This window comes from Paraburkholderia sediminicola (genome assembly GCF_046027825.1).
Taxonomy (GTDB): domain Bacteria; phylum Pseudomonadota; class Gammaproteobacteria; order Burkholderiales; family Burkholderiaceae; genus Paraburkholderia; species Paraburkholderia sediminicola_D.
Genome location: NZ_JAQQDU010000108.1, coordinates 1 through 21,170, shown reverse-complemented (window position 1 = coordinate 21,170; position 21,170 = coordinate 1). Strand labels below are relative to the sequence as shown.

The 21,170-nt window shown below is 63.1% G+C and carries 17 protein-coding genes; 6 read left to right on the top strand and 11 right to left on the bottom strand.

Features of this window, described 5'->3' with window-relative positions; all coding sequences use genetic code 11:
* Positions 1-7: 7 nt before the first annotated feature.
* The 5 genes from PQQ96_RS35925 to PQQ96_RS35905 all read right to left on the bottom strand — a co-directional run bounded on the left by PQQ96_RS35925 (position 8) and on the right by PQQ96_RS35905 (position 4,819).
* Positions 8-946 (bottom strand): branched-chain amino acid ABC transporter permease, encoded by a 939-nt coding sequence (locus tag PQQ96_RS35925; protein WP_408301295.1) that lies wholly within the window; start codon positions 944-946, stop codon positions 8-10.
* A gap of 4 nt (positions 947-950) precedes the next feature.
* Positions 951-1,400: an acyl-CoA thioesterase gene (locus tag PQQ96_RS35920; protein WP_074282719.1), complete on the bottom strand. Its 450-nt coding sequence runs from the start codon at positions 1,398-1,400 to the stop codon at positions 951-953.
* Positions 1,401-1,530: 130 nt separating this feature from the next.
* Positions 1,531-2,061: an NUDIX domain-containing protein gene (locus PQQ96_RS35915; protein WP_408301293.1), complete on the bottom strand. Its 531-nt coding sequence runs from the start codon at positions 2,059-2,061 to the stop codon at positions 1,531-1,533.
* A gap of 167 nt (positions 2,062-2,228) precedes the next feature.
* Positions 2,229-3,260, bottom strand: a complete 1,032-nt coding sequence (locus tag PQQ96_RS35910) for a threonine aldolase family protein (protein ID WP_408301290.1) — start codon at positions 3,258-3,260, stop codon at positions 2,229-2,231.
* A 200-nt stretch (positions 3,261-3,460) separates the two neighbouring features.
* Complete coding sequence (locus tag PQQ96_RS35905; protein WP_408301288.1) at positions 3,461-4,819, bottom strand: YbfB/YjiJ family MFS transporter; 1,359 nt, start codon at positions 4,817-4,819, stop codon at positions 3,461-3,463.
* A gap of 118 nt (positions 4,820-4,937) precedes the next feature.
* On the opposite strand from PQQ96_RS35905, the gene PQQ96_RS35900 reads away from it, so the two are divergent.
* Entirely contained in the window at positions 4,938-5,849 is a 912-nt protein-coding gene (locus tag PQQ96_RS35900; RefSeq protein ID WP_408301286.1) for a LysR family transcriptional regulator, read from the top strand.
* 248 nt (positions 5,850-6,097) lie between these two features.
* Here PQQ96_RS35900 and alaS read toward each other — a convergent pair whose 3' ends face one another.
* Positions 6,098-8,722 (bottom strand): alanine--tRNA ligase, encoded by a 2,625-nt coding sequence (gene alaS / locus PQQ96_RS35895; RefSeq protein WP_408301284.1) that lies wholly within the window; start codon positions 8,720-8,722, stop codon positions 6,098-6,100.
* A 306-nt stretch (positions 8,723-9,028) separates the two neighbouring features.
* On the opposite strand from alaS, the gene PQQ96_RS35890 reads away from it, so the two are divergent.
* Positions 9,029-10,249, top strand: a complete 1,221-nt coding sequence (locus tag PQQ96_RS35890) for a CaiB/BaiF CoA transferase family protein (protein ID WP_408301282.1) — start codon at positions 9,029-9,031, stop codon at positions 10,247-10,249.
* Positions 10,250-10,294: 45 nt separating this feature from the next.
* Here the strand turns inward: PQQ96_RS35890 and PQQ96_RS35885 are convergent, their stop codons facing one another.
* Together PQQ96_RS35885 and ggt are read right to left on the bottom strand one after the other, a co-directional pair.
* Complete coding sequence (locus PQQ96_RS35885; protein WP_408301280.1) at positions 10,295-10,849, bottom strand: RBBP9/YdeN family alpha/beta hydrolase; 555 nt, start codon at positions 10,847-10,849, stop codon at positions 10,295-10,297.
* Between the two features lie 154 nt (positions 10,850-11,003).
* Positions 11,004-12,758, bottom strand: coding sequence for a gamma-glutamyltransferase (ggt, locus tag PQQ96_RS35880; RefSeq protein ID WP_408301278.1), 1,755 nt, complete (start codon positions 12,756-12,758; stop codon positions 11,004-11,006).
* Positions 12,759-13,246: 488 nt separating this feature from the next.
* On the opposite strand from ggt, the gene PQQ96_RS35875 reads away from it, so the two are divergent.
* Positions 13,247-14,956 (top strand): glutamine--tRNA ligase/YqeY domain fusion protein, encoded by a 1,710-nt coding sequence (locus tag PQQ96_RS35875; protein WP_408301276.1) that lies wholly within the window; start codon positions 13,247-13,249, stop codon positions 14,954-14,956.
* Between the two features lie 142 nt (positions 14,957-15,098).
* Positions 15,099-16,106 carry a transporter substrate-binding domain-containing protein gene (locus tag PQQ96_RS35870; protein ID WP_408301274.1) on the top strand — a complete coding sequence of 336 codons (1,008 nt, stop codon included), beginning with the start codon at positions 15,099-15,101 and terminating at the stop codon, positions 16,104-16,106.
* Between the two features lie 84 nt (positions 16,107-16,190).
* On the opposite strand, the gene PQQ96_RS35865 is transcribed toward PQQ96_RS35870, so the two are convergent.
* Both PQQ96_RS35865 and PQQ96_RS35860 read right to left on the bottom strand, forming a co-directional pair.
* Positions 16,191-16,640, bottom strand: coding sequence for an NUDIX hydrolase (locus PQQ96_RS35865; protein ID WP_408301273.1), 450 nt, complete (start codon positions 16,638-16,640; stop codon positions 16,191-16,193).
* An 82-nt stretch (positions 16,641-16,722) separates the two neighbouring features.
* Positions 16,723-17,112, bottom strand: a complete 390-nt coding sequence (locus PQQ96_RS35860; protein WP_408301271.1) for an RT0821/Lpp0805 family surface protein — start codon at positions 17,110-17,112, stop codon at positions 16,723-16,725.
* A gap of 282 nt (positions 17,113-17,394) precedes the next feature.
* Here PQQ96_RS35860 and PQQ96_RS35855 point away from each other — a divergent pair, with 282 nt between their 5' ends.
* Positions 17,395-17,634 (top strand): hypothetical protein, encoded by a 240-nt coding sequence (locus PQQ96_RS35855; RefSeq protein ID WP_408301270.1) that lies wholly within the window; start codon positions 17,395-17,397, stop codon positions 17,632-17,634.
* A 57-nt stretch (positions 17,635-17,691) separates the two neighbouring features.
* Here PQQ96_RS35855 and PQQ96_RS35850 read toward each other — a convergent pair whose 3' ends face one another.
* Entirely contained in the window at positions 17,692-19,125 is a 1,434-nt protein-coding gene (locus PQQ96_RS35850) for a cytochrome-c peroxidase (RefSeq protein ID WP_408301268.1), read from the bottom strand.
* 302 nt (positions 19,126-19,427) lie between these two features.
* Between PQQ96_RS35850 and PQQ96_RS35845 the strand changes: the two genes are divergently transcribed.
* Complete coding sequence (locus tag PQQ96_RS35845) at positions 19,428-21,008, top strand: acid phosphatase (RefSeq protein ID WP_408301266.1); 1,581 nt, start codon at positions 19,428-19,430, stop codon at positions 21,006-21,008.
* The last annotated feature ends 162 nt before the right edge of the window (positions 21,009-21,170 follow it).

Genomic DNA, 21,170 nt, shown 5'->3' with positions numbered 1-21,170 from the left:
GTGCGGCTCACGCATGGTCGTCACGCCGTCCGAACAGTCCACGTGGACGCAGCGCCAGCATCGCGACAAGCAACAGATAGGGAATCAATGGCGCGAGTTGCGCAAGCGTCAGCGCGTCCCATGCAGCGGGCAGCTCGCCTCCGAATACCGCGGTGAGGTCGCCCAACGACACATCGCTCGCCACGGCAAAGGCCTGCACGCAACCGACAATCAGCGACGCCACCAGCGCGCCGCTCAGCGAGCCCAAGCCACCGATCACCACTACGACGAACACGATCGAGCCGAGCGACTCCGCCATCGACGGTTCGATCACGAAGAGCGGCGCGCCGATCACGCCGGCGAGAGCCGCGAGCGCCGTGCCCGCCGCGAACACGCCGGTAAACACGCGCGGCACGTTGTGGCCGAGCGCCTCGACAGCGCTCGCATGGGTGAGCGCGGCGCGGACGATCAGCCCCGCCTTCGACACGCGCAGTACCGCGTAGAGCGCCGCCAGCATCGCCAGCGACACCACCATCATGAAGGCCCGATAGCGTGCGAACGCCGCACCATACACGGTGAACAACGGCCCGTCGAGCACGGCTGGAACGGTGGTGCTCAGCGGACTCAAGCCCCAGCCGAGCTTGACCAGTTCGCCAAGCAGGTACGCGGCGCCGAAAGTCAGCAGCAACTCGGGGAGATGCCCATGCACGCGCACACGGCGCAGCAGCCATCGCTCCAGCGCCGCGCCGATCAAGCCGACGATCAGCGGCGCTATCACCAGCGCACTCCAGAAACCCGCATGCGCCGCCACCGAAAAGCCAACATACGCGCCGAGCATATAGAAGCTCGCATGCGCGAAATTCAGCACGCCGAGCATGCTGAAAATCAGCGTCAGGCCCGCCGACAGCATGAACAGCAGCAGGCCGTAACTGACACCGTTGAGCAGATTGATGACGAACGACTGCACGCGCCTATTCCGCCTGCACGGCGACGGTCAGTGGTTCGAGGGCCGCGCGCAAGTCGGCGGGCAACGTCACCGGACGGCGCGTGACGCGATCCACATATACGTGCACGAAATGGCCCTGGGCGGCGGGTTGATCTTCGCCCTCCTTGAAAAGCCCCACTTCGTAGCGCACGCTCGAGGTGCCGAGCCGCACCACCCGCAAGCCCGCTTCTACCCGCTCGGGAAACACCAGCGGCGCGAAGTAATTGCAATGCGTCTCGACCACGAGGCCGATCGTCGCGCCGTGCTCGAAGTCGAGCACGCCAGCCCGAATCAGATACTCGTTCACCACCGTGTCGAAGTAGCTGTAATAGACGACGTTGTTCACGTGGCCGTAGACGTCGTTATCCATCCAGCGTGTGGTGATCGGCAGAAAATGCGGGTAGGCGCTGCGCGTGGCGGGGGCGGGTTTGTTCATCGTGACGTGGCTTGGTAGATGTTCGATGTTGTCATTATGGCAAGCGGCTCGCAGGGTTCGATCGGCATACGCAGTGGCTTTGCCCATGATCGCGATCGCTGCGCACAGGCTCGCACAGCAGCCGCCGGCATCATTGCCCGGGCTTCTCCACAAACTCGAACGGCAGGCCGCGCCGTCGCATCCACTCGCCGAGCGCCTGACCGGTGCCCGCGCACCATGGACGCAGTTTGGCTGGCTCGACCAACCGGTATTCGAGCAATTCCGGCGACAGCGCGACCGTCCCGTGCGCCTTCACGTGATACGCGATGATCAGTTCGTTTTTGCGGATGAATTCGTACACCCCGATCAACTCGACCGTCTCCGCGTGCAACGAGGTTTCTTCGAGCACTTCGCGGGCAATGCCCTCTTCCGGGGTCTCACCGTTTTCCAGAAAACCGGTGATGAGCGCGAACATGCCTTCGGGCCATGCGGCGTTGCGCGCGAGCAGGATCTTGCCCTCGTACTCGACGATTGCGGCCACCACCGGCAGCGGATTGTTCCAGTGGACGTAGCCGCATTCCGTATCGGGACAGGTCTGGCGGATCCGGCCGCCTTCGTGTTCGGCATCGGCGCGCTCGATCAAAGGCGTAGCGCAGCGCGGACAAAATTGATATTCGGTCATGGCGAGTGGGTCGTCTCTTATGCTTTGTGTATGGCTTTGTTCAGCGTTGAAAGTCGTGCCGCGGCTGGTTCAGCCTATGGCGTGCGGTCTTGTGCGCACGCCTGCTTGAAGCTTCCGGTTTCAGTTCGTGGTTCCAGCCCTGGTCCTACGGTGCAGTCGAAGCGGTTTCACGCCGCGCACAACTCGCGCACTTCCGCAGCGAAACGCTCGACGGTTTCCGGCTGCGTGTCCCACGCGCACATCAACCGGCAACCGCCCGCGCCAATGAACTCGTAGAACTTCCAGCCGCGCGCACGCATTGCCTTGGCGGCCTGTGCGGGCAATTGCGCAAAGACCGCGTTCGATTCTCGCGGAAACATGATGCTCACGCCGGGAATTTCCTGCAACCGCGTTTGCAGCAATTCCGCCATCGCATTCGCGTGGCGTCCATTGCGCAGCCAGACGTCGTTATCCAGCAGACCGAGCCACGGCGCGGAGATGAAACGCATTTTCGAGGCGAGCTGGCCAGCCTGCTTCAAACGATAAGCGAAATCGTCGGCGAGCGAGCGGTCGAAGAACACCACCGCTTCACCGACCGGCAAACCGTTCTTGGTCCCGCCGAAGCACAACACGTCGACGCCAGCGCGCCACGTGATCTCGGACGGATGCACGTCGAGCGCCGCGACCGCGTTCGCAAACCGCGCGCCGTCCATGTGCACTTTCAGATGACGACGTTTGGCGATCGCCGCGATCGCGCGCACTTCTTCGACGGTATAGACCGTGCCCACTTCCGTCGACTGGGTCAGCGTGACGACCTTCGGCTTCGGGTAGTGAATGTCGGCGCGGCGCGTGACGACCGCTTCGATCGCATCCGGCGTGAGCTTGCCGCCGATGCCCGGCGCGGTCAGCAGCTTCGAGCCGCCGGAGAAGAATTCAGGCCCGCCGCATTCATCGGTTTCGATATGCGCAAGTTCATGGCAGATCACCGAGTGATACGACTGGCACAACGACGCCAGCGCCAGCGAATTGGCGGCCGTGCCGTTGAACACGAAAAACACTTCGCAATCGGTCTGGAACAGATCCCGCAGGCGGTCGCAGACCTGGTTGGTCCAGGAGTCGTCGCCGTAAGCGGGTTCGTGGCCGCTGTTGTTGGCGGCGATCAGCGCGTCGAGCGCTTCGGGACAGATGCCGGCGTAGTTGTCGGACGCGAAGTGTTGCATAGTTGGCGGCGCGCCCGGCGACAGGCGCGCTGAGATGACGGGAAAGCGGTCATTTTAGTGCGCCGGTGGGTTATTTGTTTTTCGGCTTGGTATTTGCGCCGCCGACGGTTCGACAGCCCCATGTTTGCGTCGCAAGACGGCAAGCCAGCGCCAGGCGCCCCGACTGCGCGTCAGCATGCACCGATCGCCCGGAAAGGCCGTTAGTTGCAGCCGCAATCAGGCATGCGGCCGCGGCCTCGCGGCATGCTCGCCACGACGATCAGGCCGACCGCGCCTAGCAGCAGTGCCCCAGCCGCCAGCCACAACGCAGGCGAAAAAGATCCGGTGTGTTCGGCGATTGGCGCAGCCACCAGCGGGCCGACGATCTGGCCGACACCGTACGCCGCGGTCGCATAGCCCATCAGGCCTGCCGCCTCCTCGCCAAGCAGACGCCGCGCTTCGCGCATTGCGAACAGGGTGATAGCGGTAAATGGCAGACCGATCAGTATGCTGCCGAGCGAGAAACCGCCCGCCGTCGGCCAGACGATGCCGAGCGCAATACCGGCGGCTTGCAGCACGTAGCAACCGGCGAGCAGCGTCCGGTTGTCCCAATGCACCGGCAGGCGTGCCGCGAGCAACGCACCGACGATCAAGGCCGCGCCGAACATCGGCCAGAACAGATCGGGCCAGGACGAGCCCGGCAACGCGTGGCGCGCAATCACCGGCAGGAACGTCGCGGTGATGATGTAGCCGAATCCGGGCACGCCGTAGAGCAGGACCAGCCAGAAGGCGTCGGCGCGGTGTGAGGGATGGCGTGTGGGAGAGCGTTGGCTGGCGGGCTTCTGATTTGCAGCGTGCTGACCAACGTTGTGCTGTCCAGCGGAATGCTGGGCCGCCGAGCGTTGACTCGCATGACCAGCGGTGGTTGCCCCGTTCGTGGCGTGCGCCGCGCCTCCTGAGGCGGTATCGGTACCGATACAGGTCCCGAACACCGGCCACACAACGATCGAAAGCACTGCGGAGATAAGCCCGAAGCCGATCCAACCGGCCGTCGCGCCATAACCGCCCGCCGCGCTGACCAGCAAGCCCGTCCCGACGATGCCCACACCCGGGCCCGTATAGATCACCCCGCTCCACCCGTGCGCGCCGAGTTCGGCGAGCCGCCGCAAGCCCCACTGGGAGGCGAACACGAAGGTCCAGGCGCTGACCGCGCCGGCGACGAAGCGCACAAAGGCCCACACCCAGAATTGGCTTGTTACGCCCATCGCCAGCGTCAGCAAGACCGTCGCCACAAGCCCAGCGCGCACCATGCGCGCCGGTTCGACCCGCAGCGCCGCGCAGGTAACCGCACCGGCGAAATAGCCCGCGTAGTTGAACGACGCGAGCCAGCCGCCGTGCTGGATATCGATCTGCGGCTGACCGACGCTGCTGCCATGCAGCATCAGCGGCAAGAGCGGTGTGAACGCAAAACGCCCGATACCGAGCACCACGGCCAGGGTGACCATGCAGGCAAGCGCTGCGCGGCGGGCGGCATGACGTTCGGCAAGGGTGTCGTGCGCGCTGGAAGCGAGATCGTTCATGAGCAGACGGTAAATGGAATCGGGCCGGCAGTCACCGGTTTCTTCAATGCATATTAGCTTGACCTTTCGATCACGAAAAATGAATAATTCGGATACGACCCATCGCCAGGAGAGAATCGTGGATCTCGCCGCCTTGACCATTTTTCGCGCTGTCGTGCGGGAAAACGGCGTGACGCGCGCCGCCGCCAAGCTCAATCGCGTGCAATCGAACGTCACCACGCGCATCAAGCAGCTCGAGGAGCAACTGGGCACCGACCTGTTCATCCGCGATGGCCGGCGCCTCGTTTTGACGCCGGCTGGCGAGACGCTGCTGCCCTACGCGGAGCGTCTGCTCGCGCTTGCCGACGAGGCGCGTCATGCGGTGCGCGAGGATCGTCCGAGTGGTCGCTTGCGTTTGGGCACGATGGAAAGCGTCGCGGCGACGCGTCTGCCCGGATTGCTCGCGCGTTATCACCAGCGGTGGCCGGATGTCGCTCTTGAACTCGAAACCGGCACCACCGGCAAGCTGATCGAGCGGGTCCGCGAATTCGAAGTGGATGCGGCGTTGGTGGCGACGCCGCTGGACCCTGCCGCGCTCGGCGAATTGTTCGAGACGGTGCCGGTTTTCCGCGAAGAGCTGGTGATGCTGTCGCCGCGAGGCCATCGGCCGATTCGCGAAGTGCGGGATATTGCTTTATCGACGTTGATCGCGTTCGAGCGCGGGTGCGCTTACCGGGCGTACATCGAGAAGTGGTATCTGGAGCATGGTGTGAGGCCGGCACGCGTGCTGGAACTCGGCTCGTATCATGCGATCGTGGCGTGTGTCGCCGCCGGCGCGGGGGTGGCCGTGGCACCGCGATCCGTGCTCGATCTGCAGACCGACGCGAGCAATATCACGGTTCATGAGCTTCCCGAAATTGGCATGATCGAGACGCTTCTTGTCTGGCGACGAGGGCATTTTTCGTCCGCGCTCAATGCACTGCGGCAGACGCTAGTGTCGGGAGAGGATGCGGCGGAGTTGGCTGCCGCTGCACCGGTGGGCGTTGCTTGAATTTTTGCTTGATGCTTTGCCTGCGTGGCGGAGAACGCTAACCGCCACCGCAATCGGCCTGTTTGCCGTGAATCCTGCTCTGGTCACCTACAACCGTTGCAGGGGAAGGCAAACATCGCAAAGAACAATCCGTTGCGCCGCCGCCCGGCCAGATTGATGCACGCCAGGACGCACGAAGACAAAAAACAGCTTGGGCCACGCGGGACGCAAATACCACCAGCGCCCCGCATGGCCCAATCAAGCCCGAATCAAAGCTGGGCTTCGACCCAACCCTTCACGCCTGCCAGCGCTGCAGGCAGATTCGCCGGTTCGGTACCGCCGGCTTGCGCCATGTCCGGCCGCCCGCCGCCCTTGCCGCCGACTTGCTGTGCAACGAAGTTGACCAGTTCACCAGCCTTCACCTTCTTGCTGGCGTCCGCCGTCACACCGGCAATCAGACTCACCTTGCCGCCTTCGACCGAGGCCAGCACGATCGCCGCGCTCTTCAGCTTGTCCTTCAGCTTGTCGACCGTCTCGCGCAGCGTTTTCACGTCCGCGCCGTCGAGCGTGGCAGCCAGCACATGCACGCCGCCCACTTCGATTGCCTGACCAGCCAGCTCATCGCCCTGGCTCGAAGCCATCTTCGACTTCAACGCGCTCAGTTCCTTCTCCAGCGACTTCACCTGATCCTGCACCTGCACGATCCGCTGCGTCAGTTCCGACGGTTGCGCCTTCAACACGGCCGCAGCCGCATTGATCCGCGCGTCGAGATCCTGCACGAAGCGCACGGCGTTATCGCCCGTAATCGCTTCCACGCGACGAATGCCGGCAGCCACGCCGCCTTCCATCACGATCTTGAAGAAGCCGATGTCGCCCGTGCGATGCACGTGCGTACCGCCGCACAATTCGCGCGAGAAACCGAGGTCGAGCACGCGCACTTCGTCGCCGTACTTTTCGCCGAACAGCGCCATCGCGCCGCCCTTCACCGCTTCGTCGAACGGCATCACGCGCACAATGCCGGGCGCGTTCGCCAGCACTTCCGCGTTCACGATCGCTTCGACCTGACGGATCTGCTCGTCGGTCATCGGCGAGTTGTGCGCAAAGTCGAAACGCGTCTTGTCCGCGTCGACGAGCGAGCCCTTCTGTTGCACGTGCGAGCCGAGCACTTCGCGCAGCGCCTTGTGCATCAGGTGGGTGGCCGAGTGATTGCGCTCGGTGCGGGCACGACGCACCGCATCGATTTCCGCCTTCACCACGTCGCCGACTTTCAGCGTGCCCTGCTCGAGCGTGCCGTGATGGCCGACCACATCGGCCTGCACCTTCAGCGTGTCTGCGACCGCAAAACGCACGCTCGCGTTAGCCAGCACGCCCTGGTCGCCGACCTGGCCACCCGACTCCGCGTAGAACGGCGTGTGATCGAGCACGACGACAGCTTGCTGACCGTGATTCACTTCCTTGACCGACGCGCCGTCGACATACAGCGCGATCACTTTCGCGTCGTCAAAGATGATTTCTTCGTAACCGTGGAACGTGGTCTTCGCGCCCGAGTATTCGAGGCCCTGCGCCATCTTGAACTTGCCCGCCGCGCGAGCCTGTTCGCGCTGACGCGCCATCGCTTCGTCGAAGGCGGCCTCGTCGACCGTCACTTCGCGCTCGCGGCACACGTCCGCCGTCAAGTCGAGCGGGAAGCCGTAGGTGTCGTGCAGCTTGAACGCGAGTTCGCCGTCGAGCGTCTTTCCACCCTTCGCTTCCAGATCGGCCAGCGCGCTTTCGAGAATCGACATGCCGTGCTCGATGGTCTCGAAGAAACGCTCTTCTTCCTGACGCAGCACGTCGGTCACGCGTTGCTCCGCGTCCTTCAATTCCGGATAGGCGTCGCCCATTTGCGCGACGAGGTCCGGCACCATGCGGTGGAAGAACGAACCCTTCTTGCCCAGCTTGTAGCCGTGGCGGATCGCGCGGCGCACGATACGGCGCAGCACGTAGCCGCGGCCTTCGTTGCCCGGAATCACACCGTCGACGATCAGGAACGAGCAGGCGCGGATGTGATCGGCGATCACCTTCAGCGAGTTGTTCGTCAGATCGGTCACGCCGGTTTCGCGGCCCGCGGCCTTGATGAGCGCCTGGAACAGGTCGATCTCGTAGTTGCTGTGCACGTGCTGCAGAACCGCGGCGATACGCTCGAGACCCATGCCCGTGTCGACGCACTGCTTGGGCAGCGGCGTCATGTTGCCCTGCGCGTCGCGACTGAACTGCATGAACACGAGATTCCAGACCTCGATGTAGCGGTCGCCGTCTTCTTCAGGAGACCCCGGGGGGCCGCCCCACACATCCGGACCGTGGTCGTAGAAGATTTCCGAGCACGGGCCGCATGGCCCGACGTCGGCCATCTGCCAGAAATTGTCCGACGCGTAGCGGGCACCCTTGTTGTCGCCGATGCGGATGATCCGCTCGACCGGCACGCCCACTTCCTTCGCCCAGATGTCGTGCGCTTCGTCGTCTTCGTGATAGACGGTGACCCACAGCTTGTCTTTCGGCAGCTGGTACACGCCCGTCAGCAACTCCCACGCGTAGTGGATCGCGTCGCGCTTGAAGTAGTCGCCGAACGAGAAGTTGCCCAGCATTTCGAAGAACGTGTGGTGACGCGCGGTATAGCCGACGTTTTCCAGATCGTTGTGCTTGCCGCCGGCGCGCACGCTGCGCTGCGCGGTCGTGGCGCGCGAATACGGACGCGATTCCGCGCCGAGGAACACATCTTTGAACTGCACCATTCCCGAATTGGTGAAGAGCAGTGTCGGGTCGTTGCCGGGCACAAGGCTCGACGAGCGAACGATCGTATGGCCCTTCGATTCGAAGAACTTGAGGAATTTCTCGCGGATTTCGGCGGCTTTCATAGCGTGCGGGGGACGGGTTTGCCAGTTCCCTGGCTGTTACCGGCGGCATCATGGGGATGCGCCAACTGTTTGTTTCTTAAACGACTGATTATACGGGATCGGCGCCCGTGCGCGGCAGCGCCCCTGCCCCGTTGGCCATTCGGCCAGGTTTGACCGGGTTTGGCCCGGTCGCGAGCGGCACGGCAAGGCGCGCCGTGCGTCCTATGACGTTCGGCTGACTGCGCCGGCGCGCGGGAATCGCTTAAGATTGCCCCCATCCGCGGCGACATGCGCGCCGCTTCGGCTACACAGGAGACATTGAAAAATATGGGCGCTCTCAGTCATATCCGCGTGCTGGATCTCACACGCGTGCTCGCCGGGCCCTGGTGCGCACAGACACTCGCCGATTTCGGCGCGGACGTCATCAAGATCGAACGACCTGAAGTTGGCGACGACACCCGCCACTGGGGGCCGCCGTACCTGAAAACACCGGAAGGCGCGGACACGCGCGAGGCCGCCTACTATCTGGCGGCAAACCGCAACAAACGCTCGGTCACCGTCGATATCGCTTCACCCGAAGGCCAGCGGATCATCCGCGAACTGGCCGCGCAAAGCGACGTGGTGCTGGAAAACTACAAAGTCGGGCAGTTGAAGAAGTACGGCCTCGATTACGCGTCGCTCAAAGAAGTAAAACCCGATCTGATCTACTGCTCGGTAACCGGCTTCGGGCAAACCGGGCCGTATGCGCAGCGCGCCGGTTACGACTTCATCGTGCAAGGCATCGGCGGTTTCATGAGCATTACCGGCGAGCGCGACGGCCAGCCGGGCGGCGGCCCGCAAAAAGCCGGCGTCGCGATCGCCGACCTGATGACCGGGATGTATTCGACCATCGCCGTGCTCACGGCGCTCACGCACCGCGACCGAACGGGCGAAGGCCAGTACATCGACATGGCGCTGCTCGACGTGCAGGTGGCCATGCTGGCCAACATGAATTCGAATTACCTGGCGAGCGGCCAGCCACCGGTGCGCTGGGGCAACGCGCACCCGAACATCGTGCCCTACCAGACCTTCCAGACGAGCGACGGCTGGATCATCGTCGCAGTCGGAAACGACGGCCAGTTCCGCAAGTTCGTCGAGGCAGGCGGCTGCCCCGAACTCGCCAACGACGAGCGATTCGCGACCAACCCGGCACGCGTGCGCCACCGCGACATTCTCGTGCCGATCCTTGCCGACATGGTGCGCCTGCAGGGCAAGCAGCAGTGGATTACCGAGCTGGAAGCGGCCGGTGTGCCGTGCGGGCCGATCAACGATCTGGGCGAAGTGTTCGAGAACGAACAGGTCGTGGCGCGCGGCATGCGGGTCGATCTGCCGCATCCGTCGGGCGGCACGGTCAAACTGGTGCGCAATCCGATCAATATGACTGGCACGCCGCCTGAAGCGCTGTCCCATCCGCCGATGCTCGGCGAGCACACCGACAGTATCCTGCGCGATGTGCTCGGCTATGACGAGGCTCGGATTGCGGCGTTGCGGGACCAGTCGGTGATTTGAGGCCGGCTTGGGCGCGCGGTTTTCAGTGATGCTGGCGGCGCCAGCTCACTCGCCCAGCGAAGCCAGCCAGCGCCGCCCTTCGTCCCAATCACCGAGCCCGCTGTCGGCATTGATGTGGCCACGCGCACCGATATCGATCCAGCGGCTGCCCCACGCGCTCGCGCAAGTTTGCGAGAACGGCACGCCGCCGTACGGATCGTCGCTGCTCGCCACCACGATGCTCGCAAACGGCAAGCGCGTAACCGGCACCGGTGCGAAACCACTGGCATCCTGCGGAAATTGTGCACCGGACGGATCGGGCACCGCCACCAGCAGCGCGCCCGCCACCTTCGCAAGCTGGGCTGCACTTGCGTACTGCGACGCCCAGAACGCGGTCGTCAGACAGCCAAGACTGTGTGCGGCGAACACCACTGGGGATCCGGCTGCGGCCACCGCGGCATCGAGCGTGCGGCACCACGCGTCGCGCCCCGGATGGTCCCAGTCCGGCATTTGCACACGCACGAAGGCGGGATCGAGCGCTTCCCAGCGCGTCTGCCAGTGACCCCCGCCGGAGTTCTGGTAGCCCGGCAGTACGAGTACGTTTAGTTTTTGTCCGTCCATTGCGTTCCCCGTCGCAGTTCGTTTCTCAGGTGTGTTGTTCAAGTGCGCTTCTCAAGTGCACTCATCGAGTGCACTTATCAAGTCTGCTTCCGCAGTGTGTTTCCGCAACTCGCCTTCGCAACGAGCTGCTTCCCCCAGCCGCAGAAGCCGCGCTTCATTTCATCACACGACCCACGCCCACGCCGCGCGGATCGGCCGCCGGTTCAGGCGTCGACCCTTCGACGCGGATCATCTGCACGTCGCCGTTGAACGACTGCCCTTCCAGCGTATAGCCCTTGGCTTTCAACTGATCGGCCAGCTCACCCGTGATGGGATGATACGGCTCAAAATAGATCGTCTTCGGCGGCAGCAACTGATGATGGAAGCGCATCGCGGCCAGAGCGTCGGCAGGCGACATATTGAAATCGTACAGGTTGGTCATCACCTGGAAGATCGACGTAAGGATTCGCGAACCGCCGGGCGTGCCAATCACGAGCGCCACCTTGTTGTCCTTCAACAGGATGGTCGGCGTCATCGACGAAAGCGGCCGGCGTCCCGGCGCCACCGTGTTCAGGTCGTCCACCGTTGCGCCGGACGGCCCGGCGGCAGCCGGTTTGGTGACAAAGTCGTCCATCGCGTCGTTGAGCAGGAAGCCGCCGCCGTCCACCACCACACCGGAACCGAAAGATCCGTTCAACGTATAGGTGTTCGAGACGGCGTTGCCCCATTTGTCGACCACCGAAAAATGCGTCGTTTGCGCCTTTTCCGGCAGCGCGTCGCCGAGGCCGCCTTTGACTGGCGTGGCGCCCGGCACCTCGTCGGGCTTCACTTCATCGGCGCGCTGCGCAAGGTAAGCGTCGTCGGTCAGTTTGCCGACCGGCACCTTGTACGAATCGGGGTCGCCGATGTATTGCTGGCGATCGGAGAACACGCGGTCTTCGATCTGCGCGATCAGATGGATATACGGCGCGGAATTCAGCTCGAGGCCATCGAACGCCTGCTTCAGATCGGCTTTCATCTTCAGCATCTGGATCAGCCCGATGCCACCCGAACTCGGCGGCGGCGCGGTCACGACCTTGTAGCCGTTCCAATCGGCGGTGAGCGGCTGACGCCAGATGGCCTTGTATTGAATCAGGTCCTGTTTCGAGACCAGCCCGTGGCCGTACATCTGCTGGGCGATCAGATCCGCGGTGCGGCCTTCATAGAACTCACGGCCTCCATCGCTGGCGATACGCGAGAGGGTTTGCGCGAGTTCAGGCTGGCGGTACAGCACGCCCGCCTTCAGATTCGAGAAGTAGGCGTCGAAGTTGGTCTTGCCAGCGAAATTCTTCGCCGCCGCGTCGTGCCGCTGCTGCAGCCACGGCTCGACCTGGAAGCCGTCGGTGGCGTAGCGGATCGCGGGCGCCAGCACCTGCTTCCATTTCAGCTTGCCGAAGCGCTGCTGCGCTTCCCACATGCCCTCGACGGTGCCCGGCACCCCCACCGCGCGATGGCCGACAAGGCTCATACCCGGTACGAGATTGCCTTTATCGTCGAGGTACATGTCGCGGGTTGCCTGTTGCGGCGCGCGTTCGCGGTAGTCCAGCACGTATGGTTTGCCGTCGACATACAGGGTCATAAACCCGCCGCCGCCGATATTCCCCGCATCCGGACAGGTCACGGCCAGCGTGAAGGCGATGGCGACGGCGGCGTCCACCGCGTTGCCGCCGGCGGCGAAGATCTGCTGCGCGGTGTCGGCACTGTAGCGATCTGGCACGGCTACCGCCGACGCATCCAGCACGGCCTTGGGCGGCGGCGCTTTTGCGAGCGCCGGGGCCGGCGCGGCGAAGCTGCCGGCGAGCGCGGCGAACACGGCCGTGGCCGTCACGATCCGGGCGAAAGACGAAGAGGCGAAAGGCGCGCGAGGCGCGTCATGCGTCGGAACGGACATCCGAGAAACTCCGGGAACTGAGAGCGCCATGTTGCATGAACGGAAAGCGTCGATGCAAGGTGGCGCAATGGGTGAGGCGGCCTGCCCGGCCAGCCGCGCTGCGGGCGGGTTGCATGACAGGGCGCAGGCAGCCCAATCCAACAGATTGAGCGGGGCGCGGGTGGACAGCGTGGCCGCCTGGCTTGCGCCACACGGGCGCAAAGCGGCGCCGAGGAAAAAACAACGGGCAAACTGCTCTCCGTGCGCGGCGGGCGGAGAGTGCGCCGTCCGCATCCTAAGTCGCCGGCGCGGACGTCAACAAACCGTTTTACCTCCTGTTACAGCACCTTAAACGCAGCTTGCAGGGTCCCGCCTGACCCCAAAAAACGGTCGAAACCGCTCAAACGTTGGCTGCGCGCCGCACTCGCCTGCCGCGAGCGAACACGTCAGGTAGAATTAACGGATAAGTGGGCGCATTGCGCGTCCCCGACAGACTTTCACCTTCTCGCATGAATACCGAACGCAACGACGCGCCAGCGGCATCCAATTTCATCCGCAACATCATTGACGAAGACAACCGCACCGGCAAGTGGGGCCAGCGCGTCGAAACGCGCTTTCCGCCTGAACCGAACGGTTATCTGCACATCGGTCACGCCAAGAGCATCTGCCTGAACTTCGGCGTGGCGCGCAGCTACGGCGGCGTGTGCCATCTGCGCTTTGACGATACAAATCCGGAAAAGGAAAGCGTCGAGTACGTCGACTCGATCATCGACTCCGTGCGCTGGCTCGGTTTCGAGTGGAAAAAAGACGACAAGGAACAGCTCTACTTCGCGAGCGATTACTACGACAAGCTGTACGAATTCGCCGAACTGCTGATCGAACGCGGCAAGGCGTATGTGGACAGTCAGTCAGCCGAAGAAATGCGCGCGAACCGTGGCTCGGCCTCCGAGGTCGGCACGCCGTCGCGCTTCCGCGAGCGTTCGGTGCAGGAAAACCTCGACCTGTTCCGCCGCATGAAAGCCGGCGAGTTCAAGGAAGGCGAGCACGTGCTGCGCGCGAAGATCGACATGTCGTCGCCGAACTTCAACATGCGCGACCCGGTCATCTACCGGATCCGTTTTGCGCACCATTACCGCACCGGCGACACATGGTGCGTGTACCCGATGTACGACTACACGCACTGCATCTCGGACGCGTTGGAAAACATCACGCATTCGCTGTGCACGCTCGAGTTCGAAGACCACCGTCCGCTGTACGACTGGATTCTCAACGAGCTGGCCGAGGCCGGAATTTTCACGCGCCCGCTGCCGCAACAGATCGAGTTTTCGCGCCTGAACCTGACCTATGCCATCACCAGCAAGCGCAAGCTGCTGCAACTGGTGACCGAAGGCCATGTCGAGGGCTGGGACGATCCGCGTATGCCCACCATCGTCGGTGTGCGCCGCCGCGGCTTCACGCCGGAAGCGATCCAGTTGTTCTGCGAGCGCATTGGCGTCACCAAGGTCGATTCATGGATCGACATGAGCGTCTTCGAAGGCGCGCTGCGCGACGATCTGGACGACAAGGCGCCGCGCACTGCTGCCGTGCTCGATCCGGTCAAGTTGATCATCGATAACTTTCCCGAAGGCTTGACCGAGCCGTGCAATGCGCCGGTCCACCCGCATCATCCGGAAATGGGTGTTCGGGAGTTCCCGATCTCGCGCGAACTGTGGATCGAACGCGATGACTACAACGAAGCGCCGCCGAAGGGCTACTTCCGCCTGTTCCCGGGTAACAAGGTGCGCCTGCGCTACGGCTATGTGATCGAGTGCATCGGCGCGGACAAAGACGAGAACGGCAACATCGTCGCCGTCCATTGCAACTACTTCCCGGACAGCAAGTCGGGCACCGAAGGCGCGAACACCTATAAGGTCAAGGGCAACATTCACTGGGTCAGTGCGGCAGCCGCGTGCCCGGCCGAAGTGCGCATCTACGACCGTCTGTTCAAGGAACCGCAACCGGACGCCGGTGGCCGCGACTTCCTCGAGGCGCTGAATCCGGATTCCAAGCGTGTCGTCAATGCCTACCTGGAACCGGGTGCACGCGACGCGTTGCCGGAACAGCGCTATCAGTTCGAGCGCCACGGCTATTTCGTGGCCGACCGTGTCGATTCGAAACCGGGCAAACCCGTATTCAATCGCATCGTCGGCCTGCGCGACAGTTGGGGCAAGCCGGCGTAAGCTGGAGCCGCTGCAGCACGGAGCGCATTTGAAAGTGAATTCGGCGTGCATCCCGCGAGTGGGATGCACGCCGTGTCGTTGCATCATGTTCCATCGACCAAGACAGCGCGGCATCGGTGCACGCGCGGGTCCGGGAGGCCCGATGAAAATTGCAGCCCGCCGCGGGGCAAATGCATGGGGCGCAGCACGAGGCACGGGCAACACACGTGCCGTTCCTGCTACGCGCATGACCCGCGCCGCACGCGTCGCACACAGCGTGCGTTGCGCACTTCTCGCGTGGGTCGCATTCGGCGCAGCGTCGCTCGCCTGCCCCGCTCATGCGCAAGAACTCACCGGCACACTGAAAAAAATCCACGACGACGGCGTGGTCGTGCTCGGCGTGCGTGAGGCGTCGATTCCCTTCTCGTACTTCGACGGCAAGGGCACGGTCGGCTACTCGCAGACCATCGCGCTGCAGATCGTCGACGAAATCAAGAAAACACTTGGCCTGCCGCAACTCAAGGTGCACGAAATCACCGTGACCTCGTCGAACCGCACGCCGATGTTGCTGAACAACCAGATCGATCTGGAATGCGGCTCGACCACGCATACGGTGGAACGCGAAAACCTGGCCGCCTTCTCGAACAGCTTCTTCCAGTATGCGGTGCGCATGATCGCTCGCAAGAGTAGCGGCATTACGGATTTTCCGGACCTGGCCGGCAAGACGGTCGTGACGACCGCGGGCACCTCCGACGAGCGCCTGCTGCGCCGCCTGAACACCGAGAAGCACCTGAACATGCGCATCACCAGTGTGCGCGATCATCCGGAAGCCTTCACCTCGCTCAAGGATGACCGGGCGGTGGCCTTCGTGATGGACGAGCCGATCGTGTACGGTTTCAAGGCGACCGACCCTCACCCCGAAGACTTCGTGGTCACCGGCACGCCGCTGGGGTATGAGGTCTATGCCTGCATGTTCAGGAAGGGTGATGAACCGTTCCGCACGCTCGTGAACGGGGTGATCGCTCGCGGCCAGACTGCGGGCGACGCTGAACGTCTGTATAACCAGTGGTTCACGCAGCCAATTCCGCCACACGGCATCAATCTGAATTTTCCGCTGTCGGAACAGAACCGCACGCTATTCGCGCATCCGAACGACCGCGCGCTCGACTGAGCGCGTCAGGCAAACCGTCCGGTTAGCGGCAGCGGTACTGGAGCCGCCAACGCCGACGCTACAACTCAAACGGCAAATCTACCGCTATAGCGTTCGATGCAGTTCCACGAGCGACAGCGTAGTCTGAAAGAGCCGCGTGAGACTGCGGCTCGCGTACCGCTCGACCTCATCCGGCGCGGCCCAGCGGTAGGCGTCCATTTCGGGAATCAGCGTGCCGTCAGAGCGGCGCGGAAACAGCGACGTGCAGGTGCACGAGGTCAGATCGAGTTCGTCCGCCGTCGCGCGCGCCGCGAACAGATGCAGATCCTTGTCGCGCCGGTAGACGAACAGCCCGAGATCCTTCAGACGCCCCGGCTCGATCACGATCCCGGTCTCCTCGACCATCTCCCGCAGCGCCGTGACATGAGGCGCTTCGCCCTCTTCGCCGTGCCCTTTCGGTACGTCCCAGTGAGACGTTTCAGTGGCGTGCGCGAGCAGCACCCGACCGTCCGGGTCGAGCAATACGACGCCACACGAGACGACCCGCGCGCTCATCGCCGCAACGCGCCGCGAAAACGCACGGCTTCAGGCCGCGCCGGCTTCAAGCCGCCGCGCCGCGCCATACCGGCACGCATGCTCAGTGCTTTTTCTGCAATTGCCAGTTACCGCTGTCCTGCTTACAGAACTGCGGACGCAGGGTCATCGACTGCCCTTTCGCATTCAGTACGACACCGACGTCGCGGCAGGTGCGCTCGCCGTCCTTCGCGGTGCTGGCGATGGTGATCGTTGCGTCGATCTTGACGCTGTTACCGGTGCCTTCGTTGACCCAGCTCGTGCTTTCGCCGTCCTGCTTGTCATTCAAGGCGGTGAAGACAGCGCTCTTGATCGAATCGATATCGCGTTGCTTCATGTAGGTAATTGGCGTGTCGTTCAGAAAACCGAGGTTCGCCGCTTGCGCGCCAATGGCGCCACCAAGCAGCAGGCCGCCGACGGTCAGGTGAAACAGGGCACGGGTTTGCATCGACATGAAGGGTTCTCCTCGAAGATTAGTTCGGCGGTCTCGAGCACGCTCACAGCGGCCCGTGATCTGGACCCCAAAAGCATAGCATGTCGCCCTCAACGTGACCGCCCGGATGCAGCCTCGCGACGACCCGCGGCAGCCTGCAACGCCCGGCTCCCACTGCTCGGGAACGAACGGGCACGACGGCTGCTCAGACTTTTTAGGAAGAGTCTCATATGTTCTTATGAAACGTATTCTTAAGATAGGTCTGTTGCGCTGTCGCGCCGATCAAGCTTCCAACACCGCCTTATGGACATCTCGTTTGCTCTCGAAACCTTCGCCGTCGCGCTCGCGATCTTTTGCGTCGCGCTCATGCCGTTCGCCATCAGCCGTGCCCCTGGTCTTGCGCGACGCATCGTGCAAATGGACAACCTCCCCCGCGCACGCTGGCCAAATCTGCTAACACGCGTCGGCACGGCATGCCTTCTGATGTCGTTCGCACTGCTGCTCGTCGCCTGCTATTACATCCTGGCCGGCGCAGGCAACTGACCACGCCCGCGACTGCACGTGCTGCCCCCGACCAGCGGCGCAGTCATCGCCCGGCGATCAATTCGCGGCCGCGCTAGTTCCCGCTCTGCTTGCCACGCCGTTTCCCCCTTTATCTCCCGCTTTATATCCATCCGTCAGCGTATTCAAAAACGCGACCACGTCCTTGATTTCAGCTTCGTCGAGCGCTGGCTTGTCACCCGGCTTGCGATCGAACGGCGGCTCGGTATTCAGGTTGGCCCAGTAACGCTGCGGCAGATCATCGAACTTCTGCACTTTGCCCTTCGAGACCGGATAAAACTCTTCCGGATTCGTGTCGCGTTGCGCATAGAAGCGCACCGCCTGATCCAGAGAATGATAGATGCCGTTGTGGAAGAAGCTCTTCTTCAACGCGACGTTGCGCAGCGTCGGCGTGCGGAAGATGCCGCAAAACTCGTCGCGGCCCTTCAGATCGGTACGTTCAGGCCCGCATGCGCCGAGGTCGTAGAAATGCGGATCGCGATTCACCGGCAGCGCGCGGTTGCGCGGCACGCCGATCGCGATCAGACCGAAGTCGCTGAACTGCGGTGGCGCGCCGTCCATGGTGCGCTGGCTGATGTGGCAGCTCGCGCAATTGCCCTTCTTTTCGTCGTTGAAGACTTCCAGACCGTGTAGTTCGGCCTTGGTCAATTGTGCTTTGCCCGCCAGATACGCGTCGTACTTGCTGGTGTACGGGTAGAAAATCTCCGGGGTCTGCTCGAAGGTTTCCAGCGCTTGCAGCACGGCTTTGAAGGTGGCGTCGTCGTTGTCGAAAATATGTTCGCCGAATGCCGCGCGGAAAGCGTCGGCATACGGCGCGGCCTTTACCGCCGCCGTGGCCTTCGCCGGGGTGCTGCCCATTTCGAACGACGACAGCAGCGGAATGCGCGCCTGGTCCGAGCCGCGGTCGACCCGGCCGTCCCACGTCAAGCCACCGGTCGGCCCGGCATCCACGCTTTCGTCACCCTCGTCGTCCGACTCGTGATAGTGCTCGGCGAACGCCGGCACCGATTGCAGGTACTTGAGCGTCGGCGCGGCGCGCATGCCGGTGCGGCGCATGTCGTTGCCGCCCAGTTGTACCGACAGCGAATTCGCCGGCGAAAAGGCGTGATCGGGACTGTGGCACGACGCGCAGGCCAGCTTGCCTGAACCGGACAGCGAGGCGTCGAAGAACAGTTGCTTGCCCAGCGCCGTCATCTGCCGCACGGATTCGTAGACTTGCGCGCGGGTCTGGCCGGTTTCATGAGCGGCCACTTTCACCGCAGAAGCCGTCATGGGCCCAGATGCAAGCGACGCGTTCGCTTGCATCTCGACGCCCACGCTGGCACCGCCGCTCAGCTCCGCCTTGGCATTCACTTGCGCGTTGCCGCTTGCACTGGCCTCGCTGCCCGCTTCTGCCGTGCCCCCCGCTGCCGGCGAGCCCGCATCGCAGGCTGCCAAGGTCATGGTCAGTGCCGCGAGCGCCATCGACAGCATCGCGCCTATGCCTGCCGTCCGCCGCGCGCGCCACAGCGCTCGTGACTGAACCGCCGTTTTCCGAATCCCCGTGAGACCAAGCCGCATATGAGTGATGTGAGTTTGCGATATTGAAGTCCCGGAGCGTATTTCATCGGCATGTCGTTTAAATGACATACAGCCGACGAAAATATCAAAACACAAGCAATTCGTAATTATTTACATCTTTCTGTCAAATATCTTATTCAAACTTTCGTTCGCGGTCAGACGTGTAAGCAATGCACGCGGCCCACCCCCAACGCGAGAGAGAGAACACACACTAAATGAACAAAAAACTGATCTGCGCGACGCCTATCGCGATCGCAGCAGCATTGAGCTTGTATGCGTGTGGCGGCGACAATGTCAACACTCAACCGGACATCACGTCGATCAAGACGGTCGTGGTGATCTACGCGGAGAATCGCAGCTTCGACAATCTGTATGGCAACTTCCCAGGCGCCAACGGTCTGCAGAACGTGACGGCCACGAGCGCCACCCAGGTCGACCGCAACGGCACGCCGCTCGCAACGCTGCCGCAAGTGTGGAACGGTCTGACGCAAACCGGCGTGACGCCGGCGGTGACGCAAGCGATGACGGCCAACCTGCCGAACAGCCCGTTCGCCATCGACGACCCGAAGGGTTTCAACACGCCGATCACGGCCACGACGCGCGATCTGTATCACCGCTTCTATGAAAACCAGATGCAGATCAATGGCGGCAAGAACGACAAGTTCGCCGCGTGGGCGGATTCCGGCGGCCTCGTCATGGGGCACTACACGCTCAACGCCGACAAGCTGCCGTTGTGGAAGATCGCCCAGCAGTACACGTTGGCCGACAACTTCTTTATGGGCGCGTTCGGCGGCTCGTTCCTGAATCACCAGTGGCTGGTTTGCGCGTGCACGCCGACCTATCCGAACGCGGACAAGAGCCCGGCAGCGGGCTCGGTCTCGGCAGTGGAAAACGACGGCGTCACGCTGAAGCTGGCAACCAATTCGCCGGCTTCGGCACTGAGCGGTCCGCCGAAATACGTGCTGTCGGGCAACCTGACGCCTGACTTCTACGCGATCAACACGATGCAGCCGCCGTATCAGCCGAGCGGCAACAAGGCGGCTTCGGGCGGCGACGCCAAGCTGGCCGACCCGAGCGCGGCCACCACGTTGCCGGCCCAGACGCAACAGCACATCGGCGATCTGCTGAACAACGCGAAGGTGTCGTGGGCATGGTACGGCGGTGCGTGGGGCGCGGCGGTGTCGGCGGCGCAAAACGGCACGTCGAACGTGATCTACGGCGCGAATCTGACGGCGCCGAACTTCCAGCCGCATCACCAGCCGTTCAACTACTTCGCCGATCTCGCCCCGGGCTCCGCGAACCGCTCGCAGCACTTGCTCGACGGCGGTATGGCAGGCTCCGAGTTCATCAAGGCGATCGACGCCGGCACGCTGCCGCAAGTGTCGTTCTACAAGCCGCAGGGCAACCTGAACGAGCACGCGGGTTACACCGACGTCGCGTCGGGCGACCAGCACATTGCCGACGTGATCTCGCATCTGCAAAAAAGCCCGCAGTGGAACAACATGCTGGTGGTCGTGACGTATGACGAAAACGGCGGCTTCTGGGATCACGTGGCGCCGCCGAAGGCTGACCGTTGGGGTCCGGGCACACGCATTCCGGCGCTGATCATCTCGCCGTATGCGAAGAAGGGTTTCGTCGATCACACGCAATACGACACGACGTCGATTCTGCGCTTCATCACCCGCCGCTACTCGCTGCCGACGCTGCCGGGCATCTCGACGCGTGACGCTGCGCTGGTCAGCAACGGCAGCAAGCCGATGGGCGATCTGACGGCCGCGCTGAACATCAAGCAGTAAGCAGCCAACCATGAGCGGACCACAACGAGCGTTCAGCCATTGAACGGGCAAGGTTGAGCGGTCCGTTCGCTGCGCACAGAGAATGTCGGTAAGCAACAGTCTGCCGGATGGCAAGACTTTGACGGGGCAGCTTCGGCTGCCCTTTTTTGTTTTCGTCGCGCG

Excerpts from the sequence above, each read along its gene's own strand:
- PQQ96_RS35845 (WP_408301266.1), top strand. The coding sequence starts at position 19,428 with ATGAACAAAAAACTGATCTGCGCGACGCCTATCGCGATCGCAGCAGCA.
- PQQ96_RS35855 (WP_408301270.1), top strand. The coding sequence starts at position 17,395 with ATGGACATCTCGTTTGCTCTCGAAACCTTCGCCGTCGCGCTCGCGATC.
- PQQ96_RS35885 (WP_408301280.1), bottom strand. The coding sequence starts at position 10,849 with ATGGACGGACAAAAACTAAACGTACTCGTACTGCCGGGCTACCAGAAC.
- PQQ96_RS35865 (WP_408301273.1), bottom strand. The coding sequence starts at position 16,640 with ATGAGCGCGCGGGTCGTCTCGTGTGGCGTCGTATTGCTCGACCCGGAC.
- PQQ96_RS35915 (WP_408301293.1), bottom strand. The coding sequence starts at position 2,061 with ATGACCGAATATCAATTTTGTCCGCGCTGCGCTACGCCTTTGATCGAG.
- PQQ96_RS35870 (WP_408301274.1), top strand. The coding sequence starts at position 15,099 with ATGAAAATTGCAGCCCGCCGCGGGGCAAATGCATGGGGCGCAGCACGA.
- alaS (WP_408301284.1), bottom strand. The coding sequence starts at position 8,722 with ATGAAAGCCGCCGAAATCCGCGAGAAATTCCTCAAGTTCTTCGAATCG.
- PQQ96_RS35890 (WP_408301282.1), top strand. The coding sequence starts at position 9,029 with ATGGGCGCTCTCAGTCATATCCGCGTGCTGGATCTCACACGCGTGCTC.
- PQQ96_RS35860 (WP_408301271.1), bottom strand. The coding sequence starts at position 17,112 with ATGTCGATGCAAACCCGTGCCCTGTTTCACCTGACCGTCGGCGGCCTG.
- PQQ96_RS35910 (WP_408301290.1), bottom strand. The coding sequence starts at position 3,260 with ATGCAACACTTCGCGTCCGACAACTACGCCGGCATCTGTCCCGAAGCG.
- PQQ96_RS35905 (WP_408301288.1), bottom strand. The coding sequence starts at position 4,819 with ATGAACGATCTCGCTTCCAGCGCGCACGACACCCTTGCCGAACGTCAT.
- ggt (WP_408301278.1), bottom strand. The coding sequence starts at position 12,758 with ATGTCCGTTCCGACGCATGACGCGCCTCGCGCGCCTTTCGCCTCTTCG.
- PQQ96_RS35920 (WP_074282719.1), bottom strand. The coding sequence starts at position 1,400 with ATGAACAAACCCGCCCCCGCCACGCGCAGCGCCTACCCGCATTTTCTG.
- PQQ96_RS35875 (WP_408301276.1), top strand. The coding sequence starts at position 13,247 with ATGAATACCGAACGCAACGACGCGCCAGCGGCATCCAATTTCATCCGC.
- PQQ96_RS35850 (WP_408301268.1), bottom strand. The coding sequence starts at position 19,125 with ATGCTGTCGATGGCGCTCGCGGCACTGACCATGACCTTGGCAGCCTGC.